Annotated in this window: 18 protein-coding genes and 1 pseudogene; 5 read left to right on the plus strand and 14 right to left on the minus strand. The window is 63.4% G+C overall.

Annotated features, from left to right (window positions below; translation table 11 throughout):
- Window positions 1-5 precede the first annotated feature (5 nt).
- The 11 genes from ACODS1_RS04135 to ACODS1_RS04185 form a co-directional block, all read right to left on the minus strand.
- Window positions 6-968 (minus strand): type II secretion system F family protein, encoded by a 963-nt coding sequence (locus tag ACODS1_RS04135; RefSeq protein ID WP_489084650.1) that lies wholly within the window; start codon window positions 966-968, stop codon window positions 6-8.
- Window positions 965-1,954 carry a type II secretion system F family protein gene (locus ACODS1_RS04140; protein WP_322977816.1) on the minus strand — a complete coding sequence of 330 codons (990 nt, stop codon included), beginning with the start codon at window positions 1,952-1,954 and terminating at the stop codon, window positions 965-967. Before ACODS1_RS04140 ends, ACODS1_RS04135 begins: the two co-directional genes overlap by 4 nt.
- Window positions 1,954-3,318 carry a TadA family conjugal transfer-associated ATPase gene (locus ACODS1_RS04145; RefSeq protein WP_322977815.1) on the minus strand — a complete coding sequence of 455 codons (1,365 nt, stop codon included), beginning with the start codon at window positions 3,316-3,318 and terminating at the stop codon, window positions 1,954-1,956. Before ACODS1_RS04145 ends, ACODS1_RS04140 begins: the two co-directional genes overlap by 1 nt.
- A 13-nt stretch (window positions 3,319-3,331) precedes the next feature.
- Window positions 3,332-4,552: a CpaE/TadZ family protein gene (locus ACODS1_RS04150; protein ID WP_489084651.1), complete on the minus strand. Its 1,221-nt coding sequence runs from the start codon at window positions 4,550-4,552 to the stop codon at window positions 3,332-3,334.
- Window positions 4,553-4,584: 32 nt separating this feature from the next.
- Complete coding sequence (locus ACODS1_RS04155; protein WP_489084652.1) at window positions 4,585-5,235, minus strand: CpaD family pilus assembly lipoprotein; 651 nt, start codon at window positions 5,233-5,235, stop codon at window positions 4,585-4,587.
- An 11-nt stretch (window positions 5,236-5,246) separates the two neighbouring features.
- The gene (locus ACODS1_RS04160) at window positions 5,247-6,764 is read right to left on the minus strand and encodes a type II and III secretion system protein family protein (protein WP_489084653.1); all 1,518 of its coding nucleotides are present in this window, start codon (window positions 6,762-6,764) and stop codon (window positions 5,247-5,249) included.
- Between the two features lie 44 nt (window positions 6,765-6,808).
- A complete protein-coding gene (gene cpaB, locus ACODS1_RS04165) occupies window positions 6,809-7,723 on the minus strand; it encodes a Flp pilus assembly protein CpaB (RefSeq protein ID WP_489084654.1) in 915 nt (304 codons plus the stop codon).
- 14 nt (window positions 7,724-7,737) lie between these two features.
- The gene (locus tag ACODS1_RS04170) at window positions 7,738-8,298 is read right to left on the minus strand and encodes an A24 family peptidase (protein WP_489084655.1); all 561 of its coding nucleotides are present in this window, start codon (window positions 8,296-8,298) and stop codon (window positions 7,738-7,740) included.
- Window positions 8,299-8,325: 27 nt separating this feature from the next.
- Entirely contained in the window at window positions 8,326-8,526 is a 201-nt protein-coding gene (locus tag ACODS1_RS04175) for a Flp family type IVb pilin (RefSeq protein ID WP_322977809.1), read from the minus strand.
- Window positions 8,527-8,636: 110 nt separating this feature from the next.
- Window positions 8,637-10,019 carry a sensor histidine kinase gene (locus ACODS1_RS04180; protein WP_489084656.1) on the minus strand — a complete coding sequence of 461 codons (1,383 nt, stop codon included), beginning with the start codon at window positions 10,017-10,019 and terminating at the stop codon, window positions 8,637-8,639.
- Between the two features lies 1 nt (window position 10,020).
- Window positions 10,021-10,686 carry a response regulator transcription factor gene (locus ACODS1_RS04185; protein ID WP_322977807.1) on the minus strand — a complete coding sequence of 222 codons (666 nt, stop codon included), beginning with the start codon at window positions 10,684-10,686 and terminating at the stop codon, window positions 10,021-10,023.
- Between the two features lie 258 nt (window positions 10,687-10,944).
- Here ACODS1_RS04185 and ACODS1_RS04190 point away from each other — a divergent pair, with 258 nt between their 5' ends.
- A complete protein-coding gene (locus ACODS1_RS04190) occupies window positions 10,945-12,306 on the plus strand; it encodes a UDP-glucose dehydrogenase family protein (RefSeq protein ID WP_489084657.1) in 1,362 nt (453 codons plus the stop codon).
- A 43-nt stretch (window positions 12,307-12,349) separates the two neighbouring features.
- On the plus strand, window positions 12,350-13,189 hold the full coding sequence (gene galU, locus ACODS1_RS04195; RefSeq protein ID WP_489084658.1) for a UTP--glucose-1-phosphate uridylyltransferase GalU: 840 nt from the start codon (window positions 12,350-12,352) through the stop codon (window positions 13,187-13,189).
- Window positions 13,190-13,237: 48 nt separating this feature from the next.
- Here the strand turns inward: galU and ACODS1_RS04200 are convergent, their stop codons facing one another.
- Window positions 13,238-13,660: a VOC family protein gene (locus tag ACODS1_RS04200; RefSeq protein WP_489084659.1), complete on the minus strand. Its 423-nt coding sequence runs from the start codon at window positions 13,658-13,660 to the stop codon at window positions 13,238-13,240.
- Between the two features lie 72 nt (window positions 13,661-13,732).
- On the opposite strand from ACODS1_RS04200, the gene gorA reads away from it, so the two are divergent.
- Window positions 13,733-15,088, plus strand: a complete 1,356-nt coding sequence (gorA, locus tag ACODS1_RS04205) for a glutathione-disulfide reductase (protein WP_489084660.1) — start codon at window positions 13,733-13,735, stop codon at window positions 15,086-15,088.
- A 9-nt stretch (window positions 15,089-15,097) separates the two neighbouring features.
- Window positions 15,098-15,721 carry a trimeric intracellular cation channel family protein gene (locus ACODS1_RS04210; protein ID WP_489084661.1) on the plus strand — a complete coding sequence of 208 codons (624 nt, stop codon included), beginning with the start codon at window positions 15,098-15,100 and terminating at the stop codon, window positions 15,719-15,721.
- A 22-nt stretch (window positions 15,722-15,743) separates the two neighbouring features.
- On the opposite strand, the gene ACODS1_RS04215 is transcribed toward ACODS1_RS04210, so the two are convergent.
- On the minus strand, window positions 15,744-16,343 hold the full coding sequence (locus ACODS1_RS04215; RefSeq protein ID WP_489084662.1) for a nucleotidyltransferase family protein: 600 nt from the start codon (window positions 16,341-16,343) through the stop codon (window positions 15,744-15,746).
- 90 nt (window positions 16,344-16,433) lie between these two features.
- Between ACODS1_RS04215 and ACODS1_RS04220 the strand changes: the two genes are divergently transcribed.
- Window positions 16,434-17,348: a LysR family transcriptional regulator gene (locus ACODS1_RS04220; RefSeq protein ID WP_489084663.1), complete on the plus strand. Its 915-nt coding sequence runs from the start codon at window positions 16,434-16,436 to the stop codon at window positions 17,346-17,348.
- A gap of 174 nt (window positions 17,349-17,522) precedes the next feature.
- Here ACODS1_RS04220 and ACODS1_RS04225 read toward each other — a convergent pair.
- Window positions 17,523-18,271, minus strand: a pseudogene (locus ACODS1_RS04225) (IS5 family transposase).
- Window positions 18,272-18,400 lie beyond the last annotated feature (129 nt).

Below are 18,400 nucleotides of genomic sequence, written 5' to 3' on the forward strand. Positions count from 1 at the left end.
TCGCATCATTGGCTGAGCAGGCGGATGACGCGCACCATCGCCGGTGCGCCCATCATCGCCACGATAGGCGGCAGGATCAGGGTCATCAGGGGCACGCTCAACTGGGCAGGCAGCTTGCCGGCGCGCTCTTCGAGGTTGAGGATCAGCGTCTTGCGACTTTCCTCGGAAATGGTGCGCAGTGCCTGCGACAGCGGCGTGCCGTAGCGCTCGGCCTGGATCAAGGTGGCGACCATGCTTTCGATGCCGCTCACGCCGGTGCGCTCGGCCAGGTTGAGCAGTGCGCGCGGACGGTCGCTGAGGATCTGCAGTTCGGCGTAGGTGTAGCGCAGCTCGTCGGCCAGCTCTGGTGCCGACAGCGCGAGTTCCTTGGACACCACTTGCAGCACGCGGCCTAGCGGCAAACCAGCCTCGGCGCAGATCACCATCAGGTCGAGGCCATCGGGCAGGCTGCGCGACAGGCGCTCACCGCGTTTGGCGCTGCGCATCTTCAGCCACAGTTCCGGGGCCGTGGTGCCGGCGAACAGCGCCATCAGCCCACCGGCCAGGCCATTCATGCCCAGGCGCGAGCCGGGCTCCAGCACGCCGAACAGCACCACCATCGCCAGCATCAGGCCGAGCGCGTACTTGCCAACCATCAATAGGCCGAGTGCTTCCGGGTTGCGGAAACCCGCCATGCTCAGCAGGCGGCGTAGTTTTTGGCGGTCGTTGTCGGTGCCCGCCAGCCCTTCGCCGAAACGCGCTGTCGGCAGCAGCAAGGCCTGCAGGCGCGCAGGCAGTTGCAGACCCTGGCCGCGCAGGATGTCGTCCTGGCGAACCGGCGCACTGGCTTGCGGGGCGTCCGGGCGCAGGCGCTGGCGCAGCGGGGCGAGCTTGCTGCGCTGGTGCAGGCCGATCAGCAGCAGGCCGACGCCGGCCAGCAGGATCGCCAGCGCACTGGCGGCCAGGGGATTGTCGAGCAGGGTGCTCATGTCACCCTCCTTACCATCAGGTGGGTGAGGGTCAGGCCCAGGGCGACACTGCCGAAGGCGTAGAACAAAACCATGTTGCCGGTCGGGTCGCCGAGCAGGAAGTGAAAGTCGCGTGGCGAGTTGAGGTACATGTAGCCGAGGGCAAAGGGCACCAGTGAGGCGACGATCTTCGCCGAGGCGCGGGCCTCGGAGGTCTTGGCCTGAATTTTCAGGTGCAGTTCGTGGCGGTCACGCAGGGTCGCCGACAGCCGATCCAGGGTTTCCCCCAGGCGGCCACCGGCCTCCTGGTTGATGATCAGGATCACCGCGAAGAAGCGGTACTCGTTGAGCGGGATACGCTTGGCCGAATCCTGCATGGCCTGGCGCAGCGGCACGCCCAGGCGCAGCCAGTTGTCGATCAAGGCGAATTCCACCGACAGCGGCCCGGCCAGGTTCGGCGCCACCAGGGCGAAGGCGTTGCTCACTGGCACGCCCGCGCGGGCCGTGCGGGTGATGGCGTCGATGGCTTCCGGCAGGCTCTGCTTGAGCTCGGCCAGGTGCTTGGCCAGGCCCTTGTTGTAGCCCAGGGTGGCGAGCACGGCGAAGAACACCAGGGTCAGCAGCAGGCTGGCCAACACCGGCAGCGGCGTTTCGCGCCCCAGCAGTACGCCGCCGATCAGGCTGGCCAGGCCGGTCAGGGCCAGGCGCATCGGCAGGCTCTGACGCCAGCCGAGCACGCTGATACCCAGCCAGATGCGGGAGATATGCGGGCCTATCACGGGCAGGTCGGCAAAGGGCGCTTGCTGCATCTCGCGCAGGATGCCGTCGACCGACACCTGCGGACTTTGCTTGATCGCCTCGCCGACGAGTTCGCCCTTGAGCTTCTCCAAGCGCTGCACCACGGCTTTGTCCGGCACGTTGCGGCGCTTCAGGCTGCGTACCGTCAGCACCGTGAGTACAACGACGGCGAACACCAGCAGGGTCAGCAGATCAAGCACGGCGTCCATCAGATCTGCCCCTCGAAGAGGTGGGCGTGGTCGTTGTAGAAGTGCGGGCGCTGGCCGCTGGACACGTATTGGCCCTGCAGGCGGCCCTGGGCGTCGATGCCGTGGGTCTTGAAGGCGAACAGTTCCTGGGTCTGGATCACGTCGTTCTCCATGCCGCAGACCTCGGTGATCGAGACGATGCGTCGCCCGCCATCGCGCTGCCGCTCGACCTGCACGATGAGGTTGACGGCGCTGGCGATCTGCCGGCGGATGGCTTCCAGTGGCAACTGCATGCTGGCCATCATCACCATGTTCTCCAGGCGCATGATGGCGTCGCGCGGAGTGTTGGCGTGCACCGTACAGAGCGAACCGTCGTGGCCGGTGTTCATCGCCTGCAGCATGTCGAAGCACTCGCCGCCCCGTACCTCACCGAGGATGATGCGGTCGGGGCGCATGCGCAGGGCGTTGCGCACCAGGTCGCGCTGGTCGACCTTGCCGGTGCCCTCGGCACTGACCGGACGGGTTTCCAGGCGCACCACATGGACCTGTTGCAGTTGCAGCTCGGCGGCATCCTCGATGGTGATGATGCGATCGTCGTTGCTGATGTTCTGTGACAGGGCGTTGAGCAGGGTGGTCTTGCCCGCGCCGGTACCGCCGGAAACGATGATGTTGAGCTTGGCCACCATGGCGCGCTTGAGCACCTCAGCCATGTCCATGGACAGCGCGCCGCGTTCGGCGAGAATTTCCAGCGACATGTTGCGGCGCATGAACTTACGGATCGAGATGCTGGTGCCGTCGATGGCCAGTGGGTAGGTGATGACGTTGACCCGGCTGCCGTCGGCCAGGCGCGCGTCGACCATCGGGTGGCTCTCGTCGATGCGCCGGCCCACGGCGGCGGCGATGCGCTGGGCGGTGTTGAGCACATGCTCTTCGTCGACGAAGGTGATCGGCGACAGCTCCAGCTTGCCGTAGCGTTCGACGAACACTTGCCCTGCGCCATTGACCAGAATGTCGTTGACCGAGTCGTCGTGCAGCAACGGCTGGATCGGGCCGATGCCCACCATCTCGTTGAGCATTTCCTCGGCGATGGCTTCCTCTTCCTGGCGCGACAGCTGCAGGCGGTTGTCATCGCAGATACGGCGGATCAGCGACTCGATCTGCACACGCAGCTTGTCGCGGCCCATGGCGGCGGCCTTGAGCGGGTCGATCTGGTCATACAGGTAGCCGCGAATCAGCTTGCGGTTCTGCGTGCTGGCGTTGTCCACCGGCTTGGCCTGGGCGTTGCGCTGCACGCTGGTGGCGCGCACGTCCTGCTGCGCGGGCTGCGGCTCGCTTTGCGCCTGTTGGCGCAGTTCGCGATTCTTGTGCGGGTGACGGATGAGCATGGGCGAACTCTCCTCAGGCCGCTTGGCGGTTCAGCACGCGCTTGAGGCGTGAGAGCAGGTTGCCGCTGGCAACGGTGGCGCGCTTGGGCGCATGCCCGGTGGCCATGTCGGCCAGATCCTGCAGGGCCACTTGCAGCGCCGGAGCGGCGGTCAGGTTCAATGAGCCGGTGAGCAGGCTGGCCGCCAACGCAGGCCCTGCATAGGGCAATTGCAGGTCGATGCGTCGCTCGATGAAATCCTCGAACTGGCTGCGCTCGACCACGCCAGCGTGGTTGCCTCGTGCGGCATTGGCCACCAGTAGCAGGTGCTGGCCGTCGCTCTCGTCGCCGATCTCGCGCAGCAGACGGTGCAGATTGCGCGCGTCCTGCACGGTCAGGTCGGTGAGCAGAATGCGCGTCTGCGCGTGAGCCAGCACATCCAGGGTGCCGTGCGGATGACCGGCCGGCAGATCCCAGATCACCTGGTTGAACATCTGACAGAGGTTGGCACCGAGAAACAGCAGGTGCTCGGCGCTGAAATTCTGCTCGGGGCGCAGGGTCGGGGCCTGGGCCAACAGGTGCAGGCGCTCGTTGATCCGGCCCATGGCGCGTTGCAGCAGGCGGCTGTCGATCTCACCGCTGCTCAGTGCACCGGCCAGGCCCGCGTCGCCCTCGTAGCCCAGCAGCAGGCTCTGGTCGCCGTTGTGCCGGTCGAAGTCGACCACGGCGCTGGCCATGTGCCGATCCAGCGAAAGGATCTGCGCCAGGCCGGCGACCACGGTGCTCACGCCGCAGCCACCAGAGGCGCCGCTGATGGCGATGGTGCGACCGCTGCGCGCGCCATGGCTGGTGGCCTGGCCCGCGCGGGCGCGGCCCAGGGTGGCGGCCAGCAGATCCAGTGGCACCGGCTTGGCCAGGTAATCGAATACGCCGCTGTGCAGCAGGGTACGGTAAAGGTCGACGTCCTGCTTGCTGCCAATGACCACGATATGGCAAGCCGGATCGCAGATTTCGCCCAGTTCGGCCAGCGACTGCAGGGGCATGGCATCGCCATCGATGTCGATGACCAGCACCTGCGGCGGCGGGTTGTCGCGGCTCCAGGCGATGGCCGCAGCGATGCCGCCAGCGCGTGCCTGGCTGGCTTCCTGGCCGAGCCGTTGTAGCTGTGCGCCGAAGCGGGCGGCTTCTTCGCTGCTGGCGGCGAACAGCATCAGAGTGGGCGTATCGTTTTTGAGCGCTTGGGTCGTGTCGTTCATGGTGCGGATCTCTTTGCGTCGGGCCTGCTGGCTCAGTCCTGGAAGTCGATGTCGAGCAATTCGCGGACTTCGTCGTCGTGGTAGCGGCCCACGGCATTCACCGCGCCGATTCCGTCGCCGCCATCGAGTGCTTGTGGGCGCAGCAGATCGCGCGGGTCGGACACCATGGCGGCGATATTGGCGCGATTGGCGCAGCCCAGCGTACCGATGGCCTGATAGGGCTTGACCGTCCAGGCGTCGGGGTTGGCGATGTTGCAGTCCGGCACCTTGACCACCAAGGCCTCGGAGACCACCTGCAGATCCCATTCGTTGGCTTGCGGGGCTTCCAGGCGCGACGGCATGACAATCACCTGCTCGCTCACCGCACCCTGGGCGCGCAGCACATCAGCCAGGCGCTGTGCCAGGCGTTCGCCGGACGGCGTGTAGGGCTGCAGGGTGAGGGTTTGTTGGCGCAGACGACCTTGAGCGCGCAACAGCGTGTTGAGGTTGGCCAGCGACTCGGCGGTGAAGCTGCCGTTGCCATTGGCCTTGAGCGAGGCGACCAGCGCCGAGGGGGCGACCTTGGGTTGCTCGATTTCGCCGAAAGGCGCGAAACGCTGTTCGCGCAACTGGTTCACATGGCGGTCGCAACCGGCCAGCAGCAGGGCGAGGGCCAGCAGGGAGAGCAGGGGACGTGCGGGCATGGCGAATATCCTCAGTACAGGTAGCCGGCAGTGGCCTGGGGCGGAATCATGGTGTCCAGCGCGCGAATGCCACGGCCGGGAGACTGCAAGGCGCCGGCCGCGGTCGGCTCGACCACGTAGGCGGTGGCGATGATCACCAACTCGCTGTCGCTCTGTTCGCTGGTCTCGGTCTCGAATAAACGGCCGAGCAGAGGCAGGCTCTTGAGGCCGGGCACGCTGCTGACCTGCTGGTTGATACTGCTGCGCAGCATGCCGGCGAGGGCGAAGCTCTGGCCGCTGGCCAACTCCACCGTGGTATCGGCGCGGCGCACCTTGAATGCCGGGATGGTGAAGCCGTCCAGGGTCACGGCGCCTTCGTCGGACAGGTCACTGACTTCCGGGGCGACGTGCAGGCTGATGCGATTCGGCGACAGCAGGGTCGGGGTCATGCGCATGATCACGCCGTACTGCTTGAAGTCGATGTTCACGCTGTTGTTGACGAAGGTGACGATGGGCACCTCGCCGCCAGCAGCGAAACCGGCGGTCTCGCCGGACATCGCGGTGAGGTTCGGTTCGGCCAGAATGGTCGCCAGGCCGTCGTCGGATAGCGCAGTGAGCAGGCCGCCGACGGTGACCGAACCGTTGCGGTGGAAACCACCCGCGACCGCATTGGTTACCGTGCCACCGCTGAAGGCGCCTGTGCTGGCATCGAACAGCGAGGCGCCATTGCGCAGGAAGTAGTTGCCGTCCTTGAGCGCGACATCCCAGTTCATGCCCAACGAAGAAGTCAGGCTGCGCGACACCTCGACGATGCGCACGCTGATATTGACCTGGGCGGACAGCTCCACCTTGAGTTGGTTGATCACTCGCGGCGCGCCCTGGCCATTGCCACCCTGCGCTTGCGGCTGGGCGCCGCCGCCCTGGCTGGAGCGGGCGCCGAGATTGGCCTCGACGCTGTCCATGACCTGCTTGGCCTGCTGCGGAGTGCGTACGCTGCCACGCACGATCAGGCTGCTGCCGGAGGGGACGAACTCCACCTTGGCCCCGGGGATTTCATTGGCGATTTGCTCGCTCAGGCGGGTCAGCGCAGCGATGTTCGGCGTGGCCACCAGGCGCACGGCTGCGACCACTTCATCATTGGCGTCCAGCGCGTAGAGGGTGGTGGTGCCGGGGATCTTGGCAAACACGAAGACACTGCCTGGCGATGCTACCTGGAAGCTGGCGACCTCGGGGTTGGCCACCATGACGTTGGTGGCTTCGCGCGGCAGTTGCAGCAGGCGCCCCTGGTTGAGCAGCAGTTGGACAGTCTCGGTTTCCTCGACGGTCTTCAGTCCCTTGCGCAGTTGGCGCACCGCTGGCGCCGCCGTCTCGGTTACTTGGCCGTTTTGCTCGTAGTATTCGCGGGCAAACGCCAGGTCGAGGTCAGGGTTGTAAGCGTTGGGTTCCTCAGTCTTGCTCTCGGCGGTATCCGAGGTCTCAGCATGAACCAGCCCAGGGCTAGTGAGCAGGCAGGCCAGCGGCAAGGCCAAGTGTTTGAGCGCGAACTTCATCTATCAAATTCTCTGTTGGCAGAAGGGGCTGAGCGTTAGGCGCTTCAAGGGGTACCGAACTGCACCGTGTTACTGGCGTCGCCGTGAAAGGTCTTTACGGGGGCGCGCTGGCCCGAGGGGGCGGCGACGCGGTACACGCTGGTGGTCTGCGCCAGGGTGGTGACACGACCGCTACCGACCTTGACCTGGCCATCACCGTTTTCCCGGCTGCTGCGCAAAATCAGATTCAAGGTGCCAACTTGGCTGGCCAGGGCCAGTCGCTCGGCGTAGACGGGCGGTACTTCCAGTGTCACGGTCTGGGCCGAGTGGCTGGGGTAGGCATCCGCGTTCTTCTTGCCGTTGGCAGGCTCGCTGGGACGCTGCTGCAGAGGGCTGCGAGTTTGGTTGTCGAGCGACAGTACGCGCACGTTTTGCAGCAGTGTCTGCGCTGCCAGGCGAGGTGCATTACCGGCCTCGGCACTACTTTGTTCATCACGCTCAAGGTTGAGCATCACATCCACCCGATCACCGGAAGTGAGCATGCTGTGCTGACTGGCCGTCTGGTTGGTTGGCACAGTAATGGCGCGCATGCCGGGCGTGATTACGGTGGCGATGAAGCCGGGCTCGTTAGGGCGTACCACGATGCCATTGGTCAGCGGCGTTCCAGCCGTTATCGCATGGCGCACGCTGGCCCCGGTTAACTGGCTCGCTGCCTCGCTACCACGGGTGTAATACAGGCGCTCATCGACTTGGCTGTCGCTTGGTTTCCACTCCACGGCATCGGTATCGATGAAGTCACCCGGACGCAGATCACGACTCGCGACCAGCACCGCCGGATAACTTGGCTTGGGTGCTTCGATGACGGGTTTCTCGACCACGGGCGGCGGTGGCGGCGGAGTCAGCATTACGCGAGCCAGCAAGGCTGCGCTGCCGGCAACCAGCAGCGTGCCGGCCACGAGGAGGACGGAAGGGGTTTTCATGGCGTGAACCGTGTCTAGGAATGGATGGGAACCAACAGCGTGTAGAGCGCACCGATGGCGATGGCCACGCCGTAGGGAATGCCCTGTGGTCGTTGCTCGGTGAGTGCCACGGGCAATGGAATGTTCAGGCGTGGGCAGGCAGTGCCCAGGCGTTGCCAGCGCAGGGCGAGGGCGTGCTCGATCTGGTTGAGCAGTGGTAGGCCGAGGGCCAGCATGCCACCGGCCAGGGCCGTCACGATAAGGAAGGCCATCTGATCCGACTGGCACATCCACAGGCTCACCGCAGCCACCAGTTTGATGTCGCCGGCACCGACCCGGCCGAGGCAGAACAGGCCGAAGCCGATCACCAGTACCAGCATGGCGCCGAGCAGGCCATACGCGACCTGATCGAACAGCTCGGCGCTGCTCATCGTGCCCCAGGGGCCAAAGCCGAACACGGCACTGACTGGCAGCACCAGCCACAGGGCCAGCAGCAGCAGGATGAGCAGGTTATGGATGCGCCGGTAGAGCAGGTCGGAGCCGACCACGAACAGCAGCGCCGGCAGCAGGACGATGATGATGAACAGATTGTCCATGCCGTACTCCAGCGCCTGGGGCCGCGCTTACTTGGTGGAGCCCGGGTTGTTGGTATTGGTGATCTGGTCAGCGATCGAGGAGAAGCGCTCCTTGAGCGCGGTCACGAATACACCGTCAGAACCGAAGATGATGCCGATGGCCGCAGCCATGGCGGCGGCGAGGATGCCGTACTCGATGGCGGTGACGCCGCTTTCGTCGGCGAGGAATTGCTTGATGCGATTGGACATGACAGCTCCGTCAGCTAAAGGCGAGCGTGTGTTTTCAGGAGCCACTATTAGGATTTATTCTCAAATGCGAAGCAAGATCGATTTCATTAAGAATGCTTAAGGAAAGCGCCTCACACACCCGTTGGCGCCGGCTTGAGCTCCAGGATCGCGCGCAGGCCCGGCTGGTTGTCCGCCAGTACCAGGCGTCCTCCATGCAGGTCGCAGATGGCTCGCGTAAGGGTCAGCCCCAGGCCGTTGCCCGGCACGTCACCGCTGGTGTCGAGGCGGCTGAAGCGCTCCATGGCCTTGGCATTGAGCTCGCGAGGTATGCCTCGTCCGCGGTCGGCGACACTCAGCGTCTGGCGTCCAGGCAGGTTGGCTGCCGCTAACAGAATTGGCGATCCGGTCGGCGCGTACTTCAGCGCGTTGTCGACCAGATTGGCCAGGGCCTGAAACAGCAGGGCACGGTCGCCATACAGGCGGTAGTCGGGCGCACACTCGATCTGCAGCAGACAATCACGCTCCTCGGCCAGCGGTAGGTAGTACTCACGCACGTCCTCCAGCAGCTCACGGGCCAGAATCACCTCGAACTGATGGGCGCAGCGGCCGGTTTCCACCTCGCCGACGCGCATCACCGCGCGGAACAGGCTCTGGATGCGCTCGCTGTCTTGCACGGCGCGCAGCAATTCCTCGCGAGGTTCGCCCTCGAGACGTTCGCTGACGCTGAGCAGGCGGCTTTGCAGGCGCGTCAGCGGGGTGCGCAACTCGTGGGCGATATGGCTGGTGACCGTCCTCACTTCCTCCATCAATCGGTCGATGCGCAGCAGGCTCTGGTTGATCTCGCCACCTAGCTGGTCGAACTCGTCGCCGTCACGGGCACTGGGCGCACGTGCGCTGTGATCGCCGCTGGCGTAGCGGGAGAGGGCGTCCCGTATGTGATTGATGCGCGCAAGGTTGCGTCGGCTGAACGGCAAGCTGATGAGCAGGATCAGCAGTAGCACCAACAGCAGACCAGCACCGGCCATCAAAGGAATGATGCGCGTACGCTCGAGCATCGGACGCAAGTCGTAGGCGCTGAAGTAGCGGCCGCCGTCGGCCAGTGGCACCAGCAGGCCGAGGATCTCCGCCTCGTTGCCATCCTCGCCATGGAGGGTCGTGTGGCGCCAGTTACTGGCGCATTCTCCCTGGCAGGCGAGGCTGGGCAGCAAATGAACGTCGCCATAGAGCGGCAGCCCCTGGTTGTCGATGACCAGCGAGTGACGTTCCTTGCGGTTTTCGAAAGGTTCCCGGTATTGCAGGGCCGAGACCACGTCCTTGCTAAGCAGCAGTCGCCCGTGCAGTTGTTGCGAGCGAACGTCATTAAGAATCATGTCACGCACATGGCTGCGCATGATCAGCTCCAGCAGGTGATTGCTGAAGATGATCGACGCCAGCGCAATGAGCAGGCTGATGAAGGCAATGGTCGAGGCTTGCTGGAAATTGCTGGTACTGAACAGCTGCCTGAGACTGAACACGTTAACCAAGGACGTAGCCTATCGCCCGGATGGTGCGGATCAATTGCCGTGCAAAGCCCTTGTCGATCTTGTTGCGCAGCTTGGACAGGTGGACGTCGATCAGGTTGGTTTGCGGATCGAAGTGATAGCCCCAGACCTTCTCCAGCAGCATGCCGCGGGTAACGGTCTGCCCCTGATGCTCGGCCAATACCTGCAGCAATTTGAATTCCTTGTCGGTAAGGTCGATCCGCTGACCGGCGCGCATGACCTCGCGGCGAGCCAAATCGATGCTCAGATCCTCGATCTGCTGTCGCTCCTCGTGAGTCGGGTGTTGCCGACGCCTGGCCAGAAGCTCCAGGCGCAGCAGCAACTCGGTGAAGTCGAAAGGCTTGCCCAGGTAGTCATCGGCGCCGGCCCGCAGTCCCTCGACGCGGTCGGATACCTGGTCGTTGGCAGAGAGGATGAGAATAGGGGGGCGTGGCTGACCATGCAGATGGGAAAGCACTTCGATGCCGTCCATGCGTGGCAGCATGCGGTCGAGGATAACCACATCGAAAGCCTCGTCGCGGATCATGCGCAGCGCACCTTCCCCGTTGTCTATCAGGCGGCAGTTGTGGCCGCAGGCATGGAGCTTGCTGCCCAGCCAGTGACTGACGGAAAGGTCGTCTTCTACGACCAGTACACGCATAGTGATATCTCTATCTGGAGGTGTAATCGACGATTCTCACGAATTGCCGGGGAGGGATGGAGTTAAGAATTATTAATTATAATGAGAACTATTATCAATGGTGTAATGGCGAATAGATAGCCTGTCCTCACTGCTTCGACCAACTGCTGACACGTCAGCCGCCCAATTCCTCAGGCTCTCGTCACAGCTCCTTCATCCAACTGCCATATCGCTGCCACCGGTTTTCGTTGCAATCGCAGCAAAACCGGAGGAACTACCATGCGAATCTGTGTGATCGGTGCGGGCTACGTCGGCCTGGTGAGTGCGGCGTGCTTCGCCGAGATGGGCAATCGGGTGGTGTGCGTGGAGCGTGACCCGTTTCGCGTCGCGCGCCTGAGCCGAGGCGAGGTGCCGATCTACGAGCCGGGGCTGGAGGCCATCCTCAAGGCGCAAACGGCCAGTGCGCAGCTCAGTTTCACCACCGAGCTGGCCGCGGGGATCGACCAGGCCGAGATCATCTTCATCGCAGTGGGCACGCCCAGTGGCGAGGATGGCTCGGCGGATCTGAGCCATGTCCTGGCAGTGGCCGACGAACTGGGCGAGCGACTCGAACACAGCTGCCTGGTGGTAGACAAATCCACCGTGCCGGTCGGCACCGGCGAGCAGGTGGCACGGCGCATCAACACAGCGCTTGCGCGCCGCCAGCAATGCGCGCGGGTGGTGGTGGCGAGCAACCCGGAATTTCTCAAGGAAGGCTCGGCGGTGGAGGACTTCATGCGTCCTGACCGCGTGATCGTCGGCTGCGACGACGAACGAGGCCGCGAGCTGCTGCGCCGGCTCTACGCGCCATTTTTGCGTAACCATGACCGTCTGCTGTGCATGGGGCTGCGTGCGGCGGAATTCAGCAAATATGCCGCCAACGCCTTCCTGGCCACGAAGATTTCCTTCATCAACGAGATGGCCGGTATCTGCACGCGCCTGGGTGTCGACATCGAGGACGTGCGGCGCGGCATCGGCAGCGACAAGCGCATCGGCACCCACTTCATCTACGCCGGCTGCGGCTACGGCGGCTCCTGCTTCCCGAAGGACGTGCGCGCCCTGATCCGCACGGCGGAGCACGAAGGGATTGAACCCGGCATCCTGCGCGCGGTCGAAGCCCGCAATGCGTTACAGAAGACGCTGCTGTTCCAGGCGATCCGCGAGCATTTCAACGGGCACCTGCAAGGACGGGTCGTCGCGCTCTGGGGTTTGGCGTTCAAGCCCGGTACCGATGATCTGCGTGAAGCACCGAGCCTGGTGTTGCTCGATACGCTGCTCAACGCCGGTGCGCGAGTTCAGGCGTGCGATCCGGTGGCCAGTGCCGCAGTGGCCAAGCGCTATGCGCAAGCTGTCGCGGCCGGGCAGTTGTCCTTGAGCGAGTCGCCCTACGTGGCCAGCCAGGGCGCCGATGCAGTGGTGCTGGTGACCGAGTGGAAGCAGTACCGTCAGCCGGACTTCGCCCGTATTCGTGGCGTGATGCGCATGCCGGTGCTGTTCGACGGGCGCAATATCTATGACGCTGGTCAGCTGGCGGAGCAGGGTTTTCTGTATCGTGGTATCGGTCGGCCAGCAGTCGGTAGTTGTAAGGCTAGCGCGGCTTGATAGACTGAGCGGCGCAATCCAACCATCCCCATCTGGGAGTCCCATGATCAAGAAATGCCTGTTCCCCGCTGCCGGTTACGGCACCCGCTTTTTGCCAGCGACCAAGGCAATGCCCAAGGAAATGCTGCCGGTGGTGAACAAGCCACTGATCCAGTACGGCGTTGAAGAAGCACTGGAAGCTGGCCTCGACCAGATCTCCATCGTCACCGGCCGTGGTAAGCGCGCGCTGGAAGACCATTTCGATGTGAGCTATGAGCTCGAGCACCAGATCAAGGGCACCGACAAGGAGAAGTACCTGGTCGGCATCCGTCGTCTGATCGACGAGTGCAGCTTCTCCTACACCCGCCAGGTCGAGATGAAAGGCCTGGGCCATGCCATCCTCTGCGGTCAGCCGCTGATCGGTGACGAGCCTTTTGCCGTGGTACTGGCCGACGACCTGTGCCTGAACCTCGAAGGCGACAGCGTACTGGCGCAAATGGTCAAGCTCTACAACCAGTTCCGCTGCTCCATCGTGGCGATCCAGGAAGTGCCGAAGGACGAAACCTCCAAGTACGGCGTGATCGATGGCGAGATGATTCGCGACGACATCTATCGCGTCAGCAACATGGTGGAGAAGCCCAAGCCCGAAGACGCGCCGTCCAACCTGGCGATCATCGGTCGTTACATCCTGACCCCGGACATCTTCGACCTGATCCGCAGCACGCCGCCGGGCAAGGGTGGTGAGATCCAGATCACCGACGCCCTGATGCGCCAGGCCCAGCAGGGCTGCGTGATGGCGTACAAGTTCAAGGGGCAGCGTTTCGACTGCGGCAGCGCCGAGGGTTACATCGACGCGACCAACTTCTGCTTCGAGCACCTGTACAAGACCGGCAAGGCGTTCTGATACGTCGGCCAGTCAACAGAACGCCACCTTCGGGTGGCGTTTTGCATTTCAGGGAATGGGCATCGCTTCCGAGCCTGGGCCGAGTGGCTGGCCGTAGCTGAACTCCACGTAGTTGCCGGCCGGGTCGCGCAGGCCGCAGTAATAGCCGACCGGGTAGGGCTCATCGCGTGGTGGCCAGATCAGGCAGCCATCGGCCTCGGCCTGAGCCGCGATACGGTCGACATCCTCACGGCTGTTCAGGGCGAAACCCAAGTGGCTGTAATCATTGGCAGCCAGGTTCCTGTCTTGCCCGCCGGGCATGATGACGAAGATGAATTGGTGCTCCTTGCCTGGTTCAGCCATCCAGACGATGCGGGTGCCTTTGCCGGGGCGTTCGTGAATGACCTGCATGCCGCAAAAGCGTTGGTAGAAGGCGATGCAGGCATCGAGATCGGGTACGTGCAGAGCCAGATGGGTCAGGGTAGGGCGCATGGGGTTGTCCTCCGTCTCTCAGCTTAGCGCCGGGCTTTGCGGTATGCTCCTCGTCTGCCAAGGAGATACCCAATGAGTTACGACTTCGACCTTTTCGTGATCGGCGCCGGTTCCGGCGGCGTCCGTGCGGCGCGCTTCGCCGCAGGCTATGGTGCACGCGTGGCGGTCGCCGAAAGCCGCTATCTGGGCGGCACCTGCGTCAACGTCGGCTGCGTGCCGAAGAAGCTGCTGGTTTACGGGGCGCACTACGCCGAAGACATCGAGCAGGCCGGCGCCTACGGCTGGTCGCTGGGCGAAGCCAGCTTTGACTGGGCCACCCTGATCGCCAACAAGAACCGCGAGATCCAGCGCCTCAACGGCATCTACCGCAATCTGTTGACCAACAGCGGCGTCCATCTGTTCGAAGGCCATGCGCGCATCGTCGACGCCCATACCGTCGAGGTGAATGGTCAACGGCATAGCTGCGAACGCATTCTCATCGCCACCGGCGGCTGGCCACAGATTCCTGACATTCCGGGGCGCGAGCTGGCCATCAGTTCGAACGAGGCATTCTTCCTGCCCGCACTGCCCAAGCGCGTCCTGGTCGTGGGCGGCGGCTATATCGCCGTGGAGTTCGTGTCGATCTTCAACGGCATGGGCGCGCAGACGACGCTGATGTATCGCGGCGACCTGTTCCTTCGCGGCTTCGACGGCGCGGTGCGTGAGCACCTGCGCGACGAGTTGGGCAAGAAGGGCGTCGATCTGCAATTCAATGCGGACATCGCAAGCATCGAGCGCCAGGCCGATGGCAGCCTGATCGCGACACTGAAGGACGGCCGCGCGCTGGAAACCGATTGCGTGTTCTATGCCACCGGGCGCCGTCCGATGCTGGACAACCTCGGTCTGGAGAACGTCGAGGTCAAGCTCGACGATCGCGGGTTCATCGAGGTGGATGACCTCTACCAGAGCAGTACGCCCTCGATTCTGGCCATCGGTGACGTGATCGGACGGATACAACTGACACCGGTCGCCCTGGCCGAAGGCATGGCCGTGGCACGCCGCCTGTTCAAGCCCGAGGAATATCGCCCGGTGGACTACCGCAGCATTCCGACTGCCGTGTTCAGCCTGCCCAACATCGGCACAGTGGGCCTCAGCGAAGAGCAGGCGATCGAGGCGGGGCACAAGGTGCGCATCTTCGAGAGCCGCTTCCGACCGATGAAACTTACCCTGACCGACAATCAGGAACGCACCCTGATGAAGCTGGTGGTGGATGCCGAGACCGATCGCGTCCTCGGTTGCCACATGGTTGGCCCGGATGCCGGCGAGATCGTCCAGGGGTTGGCCATCGCCATCAAGGCCGGTGCCACCAAGCAGATCTTCGACGAAACCATCGGCGTGCACCCCAGCGCGGCCGAAGAATTCGTGACCCTGCGCACGGCGGTTCGGTGATCATTGAACATGCAGCAGCTTTTCTATTTCGCCGACCTGTTCGGCGTAGCGGTATTCGCCATCACCGGGGCGCTGATGGCCGGTCGCAAATCCATGGATCTGTTCGGCGTACTGGTCATGGCCATTGTCACCGCCTTGGGCGGCGGCACCTTGCGCGACCTGATCCTGGACAACCATCCGGTCAGCTGGATTCGTGACGACACCTACATCCTCGTCGCCTCGCTGGCGGCACTGGGAACCGTGGCCTGGGTGCGCATGACGCGGCCGATCCACGAGAAGGGATTGTTGATCGCCGACGCCTTCGGCCTCGCGGTGTTCACCGTGTACGGCACCGAACTGGCGTTGCAGCACGACACGCCGACCAGCACGGCGGTGATCATGGGGGTCATGACCGGCGTGGTCGGCGGGGTGATCCGCGACGTGCTGTGCAACGAGATCCCGCTGATCTTCCAGAAGGAGATCTATGCCACGGCCTGCATCGCCGGCGCGCTGACCTTCATCGTCCTGCGCGAGCTGGGCACGCCGCACTGGCTCGACACCGCCGCCGCCATGCTGGTGGTATTGGGCGCACGCCTGGCCGCGATCCACTGGCACCTGGCGTTGCCGCGCTTCCATCTGCTGGACAAGCCCTGACGCCCAGCGGGCGCCTGATATTTCAGGTGCCCGCGCTAGGCAGATCCTCGGGCTGGTCGATGTCCTGCAGCACGCCGGGATCATCCACCCGGATGCGCCTGACAGCCTCTGAGTTGTCTTGCAGGATCGTTCGGGCGCCCGCGTCGCCGGATAATTGCGTCAGTTGCGGCCAGAAGTCCCGGCCGAATATCACCGGGTGCCCCGGTTGCCCGTCAAAGGTCGGCAGCACGATTCGCCCGGGCGCTGCCTCGGCCCGCAAGGCCGCGAGGGTTGATGCCCGGATCGCCGGCATATCACCCAGAAAGATCGCCAGCGCATCGGCGCCCGAGCGCTGCAGCAGATGGCGCGCGCCGGCGGCGATGCTGTGCCCCATGCCATGCAACGTCAGCGCATCCTGTATAACCTGCACGTCTTCCGGCAGCGCCAGATCACCAGGTTGCTCATCGGGGCGGATCACCACCCAGACTTCGCCCAGCGCGGTGCGCGGCAAGTCCAGGCTGGCAGCGAGCAGGGAGCGCTCGGGCGTCCAGCGCGCCTTGCGTTTGTCCCCAACGAAACGGCGGCTGTAGCCCGCCGCCAGCACCAGAGCGGCAACGGGGCAGGGCAGTGGGGTAGTTGTCATGGAGGCTCCGCTTGCACACACTGGGCGCCAGTATAAGGTTGCACCACCCCGCGTGCCGACGGGTGCGTGCCCCACGCCAAGGATTTCCGGATGAATCGCAACGATCTACGCCGCGTCGACCTCAACCTGCTGGTGATCTTCGAAACCCTGATGTTCGAGAAGAACCTCACGCGGGCAGCGGAAAAATTGTTCCTTGGGCAACCCGCGGTGAGCGCTGCATTGGCGCGCCTGCGTGATCTGTTCGATGACCCGTTGCTGGTACGCAATGGCCGTACCTTCGAGCCCACGGCGCGGGCGCTGGCGATTCTCAAGGAACTGCAGCCAGCCATGGACACCATCTCCGGCGCCGTCAGCCGGGCGCGCGAATTCAACCCGGCGACCAATCGCGACACTTTCCGCATTGGCTTGTCGGACGATGCCGAGTTTGGTCTGTTTCCCGCGTTGCTCAACCAGATCCGCGAGGAAGCGCCCGACGTGGTGGTGGTCGTGCGCCGGGTCAATTTCCTGCTCATGTCGCCCATGCTGGCCTCGGGCGAGATTTCCGTCGGCGTCAGCTATACCACCGAGCTACCGGCCAACGCCAAGCGGCGCAAGTTGCGCGAGATGAAGGTCAAGGTCTTGCGCGGTGACGATCGCCCGGGCCCGCTGACCCTGGACGAATATTGCTCGCGGCCGCATGCACTGGTGTCATTCTCGGGCGACCTGTGCGGCAACATCGACAACGACCTGGCACGCCTGGATCGCACACGCCGCGTGGTGCTGGCCGTGCCACAGTTCAGCGGTTTGCGCTCGATCATCGCCGGCACGGAAATGCTCGCGACCGTACCGGACTTTGCAGCCCATGCCTTGATCGAAGGCACCAGCCTGCGTGCGGACGATCCACCATTCGAACTGCAGAATTCCGATCTGTCGATGGTGTGGAGCGGCGTGACCGACAACGACCCAGCTGAACGCTGGTTGCGCAGCAAGATCGTCGAACACATGGCAGAGGGTGGGGCCGATTGATGGCAGGGGATCACGACAGCGCCTTTGAGCGTCTGTCGTGTAATACGTAATTTTACTTATGGGCGATGTCATCTGTTCATAAGCAGATCAGTAGTCCAAGAATGCTGGCCCAACGTCGATGAAATGAACGCAACTGTTCACCGATTGGTGTTCATAGACCTAGCTTTCCCGTCATTAGGTTCTGTCTGAAAAGAGGTGTCTCAAACACCGCATAGTGCAGGCCAGCGAGACCATCGCCGCATAACCTTTCGCGAGCGTGTCGACGCGAGTCCCGATCCTTCGATTCTCTTTTTAGCCAGCCAAACATGCGCTCGATCACATTGCGTTGACGGTACTTGGGGCGATCGAACAGGCGGGGTAGGCCAGGCTTGGGTTTGCGCTTCATCGAGCGCAAAGGAATGACCGGCTGCATGCGGTAACGCCGCATTGTATCGGCATCGTAGCCCTTGTCGGCTAGCAGCTACCGGCAGCGCTTACCGTTGGGATGCTTACTTCATCCAGCAGCGGCCAGGCATCGCTGATGTCATTGGCTTGACCGCCAGAGAGGAGCAAGCGCAACGGTACGCCGTTGGCATCGCAAAGCATATGAATCTTAGTAGTGAGTCCACCACTACCGCGGCCTAGAGCGTGATCGGCATGTTCATTAGGCCCCTTTTTTACAGTACCGAGTCTGAGGTGTAATCGCTTGAGTAACTGATCGAATGTGCCCGATTACGCCAATAACGAAAGCGATGGTAGACCATTCGCCAAGGCCCGAACCGCTTGGGCATGTCTAGCCATATAGCACCTGAGCACAGCAGCCACAGTATGCCATCGAGTATCAGGCGATTACTCGATCGCGGCCTGCCTCTGAAGTGGGTTGGAGTAAATAGATCCGCGATCACGTCCCATGCTTCATCTGCCAGTTCGTAGCGCTTGGCCATCACAGAATTCCTTCCCGTAGATGGCTGAAAAAATTACAGAATTTCTGCTTTCGGGGCCGGGAGTTCTGTTTGCCGGAACTTCAGATAGAGCCTAGACGCGACAGAGCCTGTTAGGATCTTTCATGATTT

It is taken from the genome of Pseudomonas sp. FG29, from assembly GCF_057809355.1.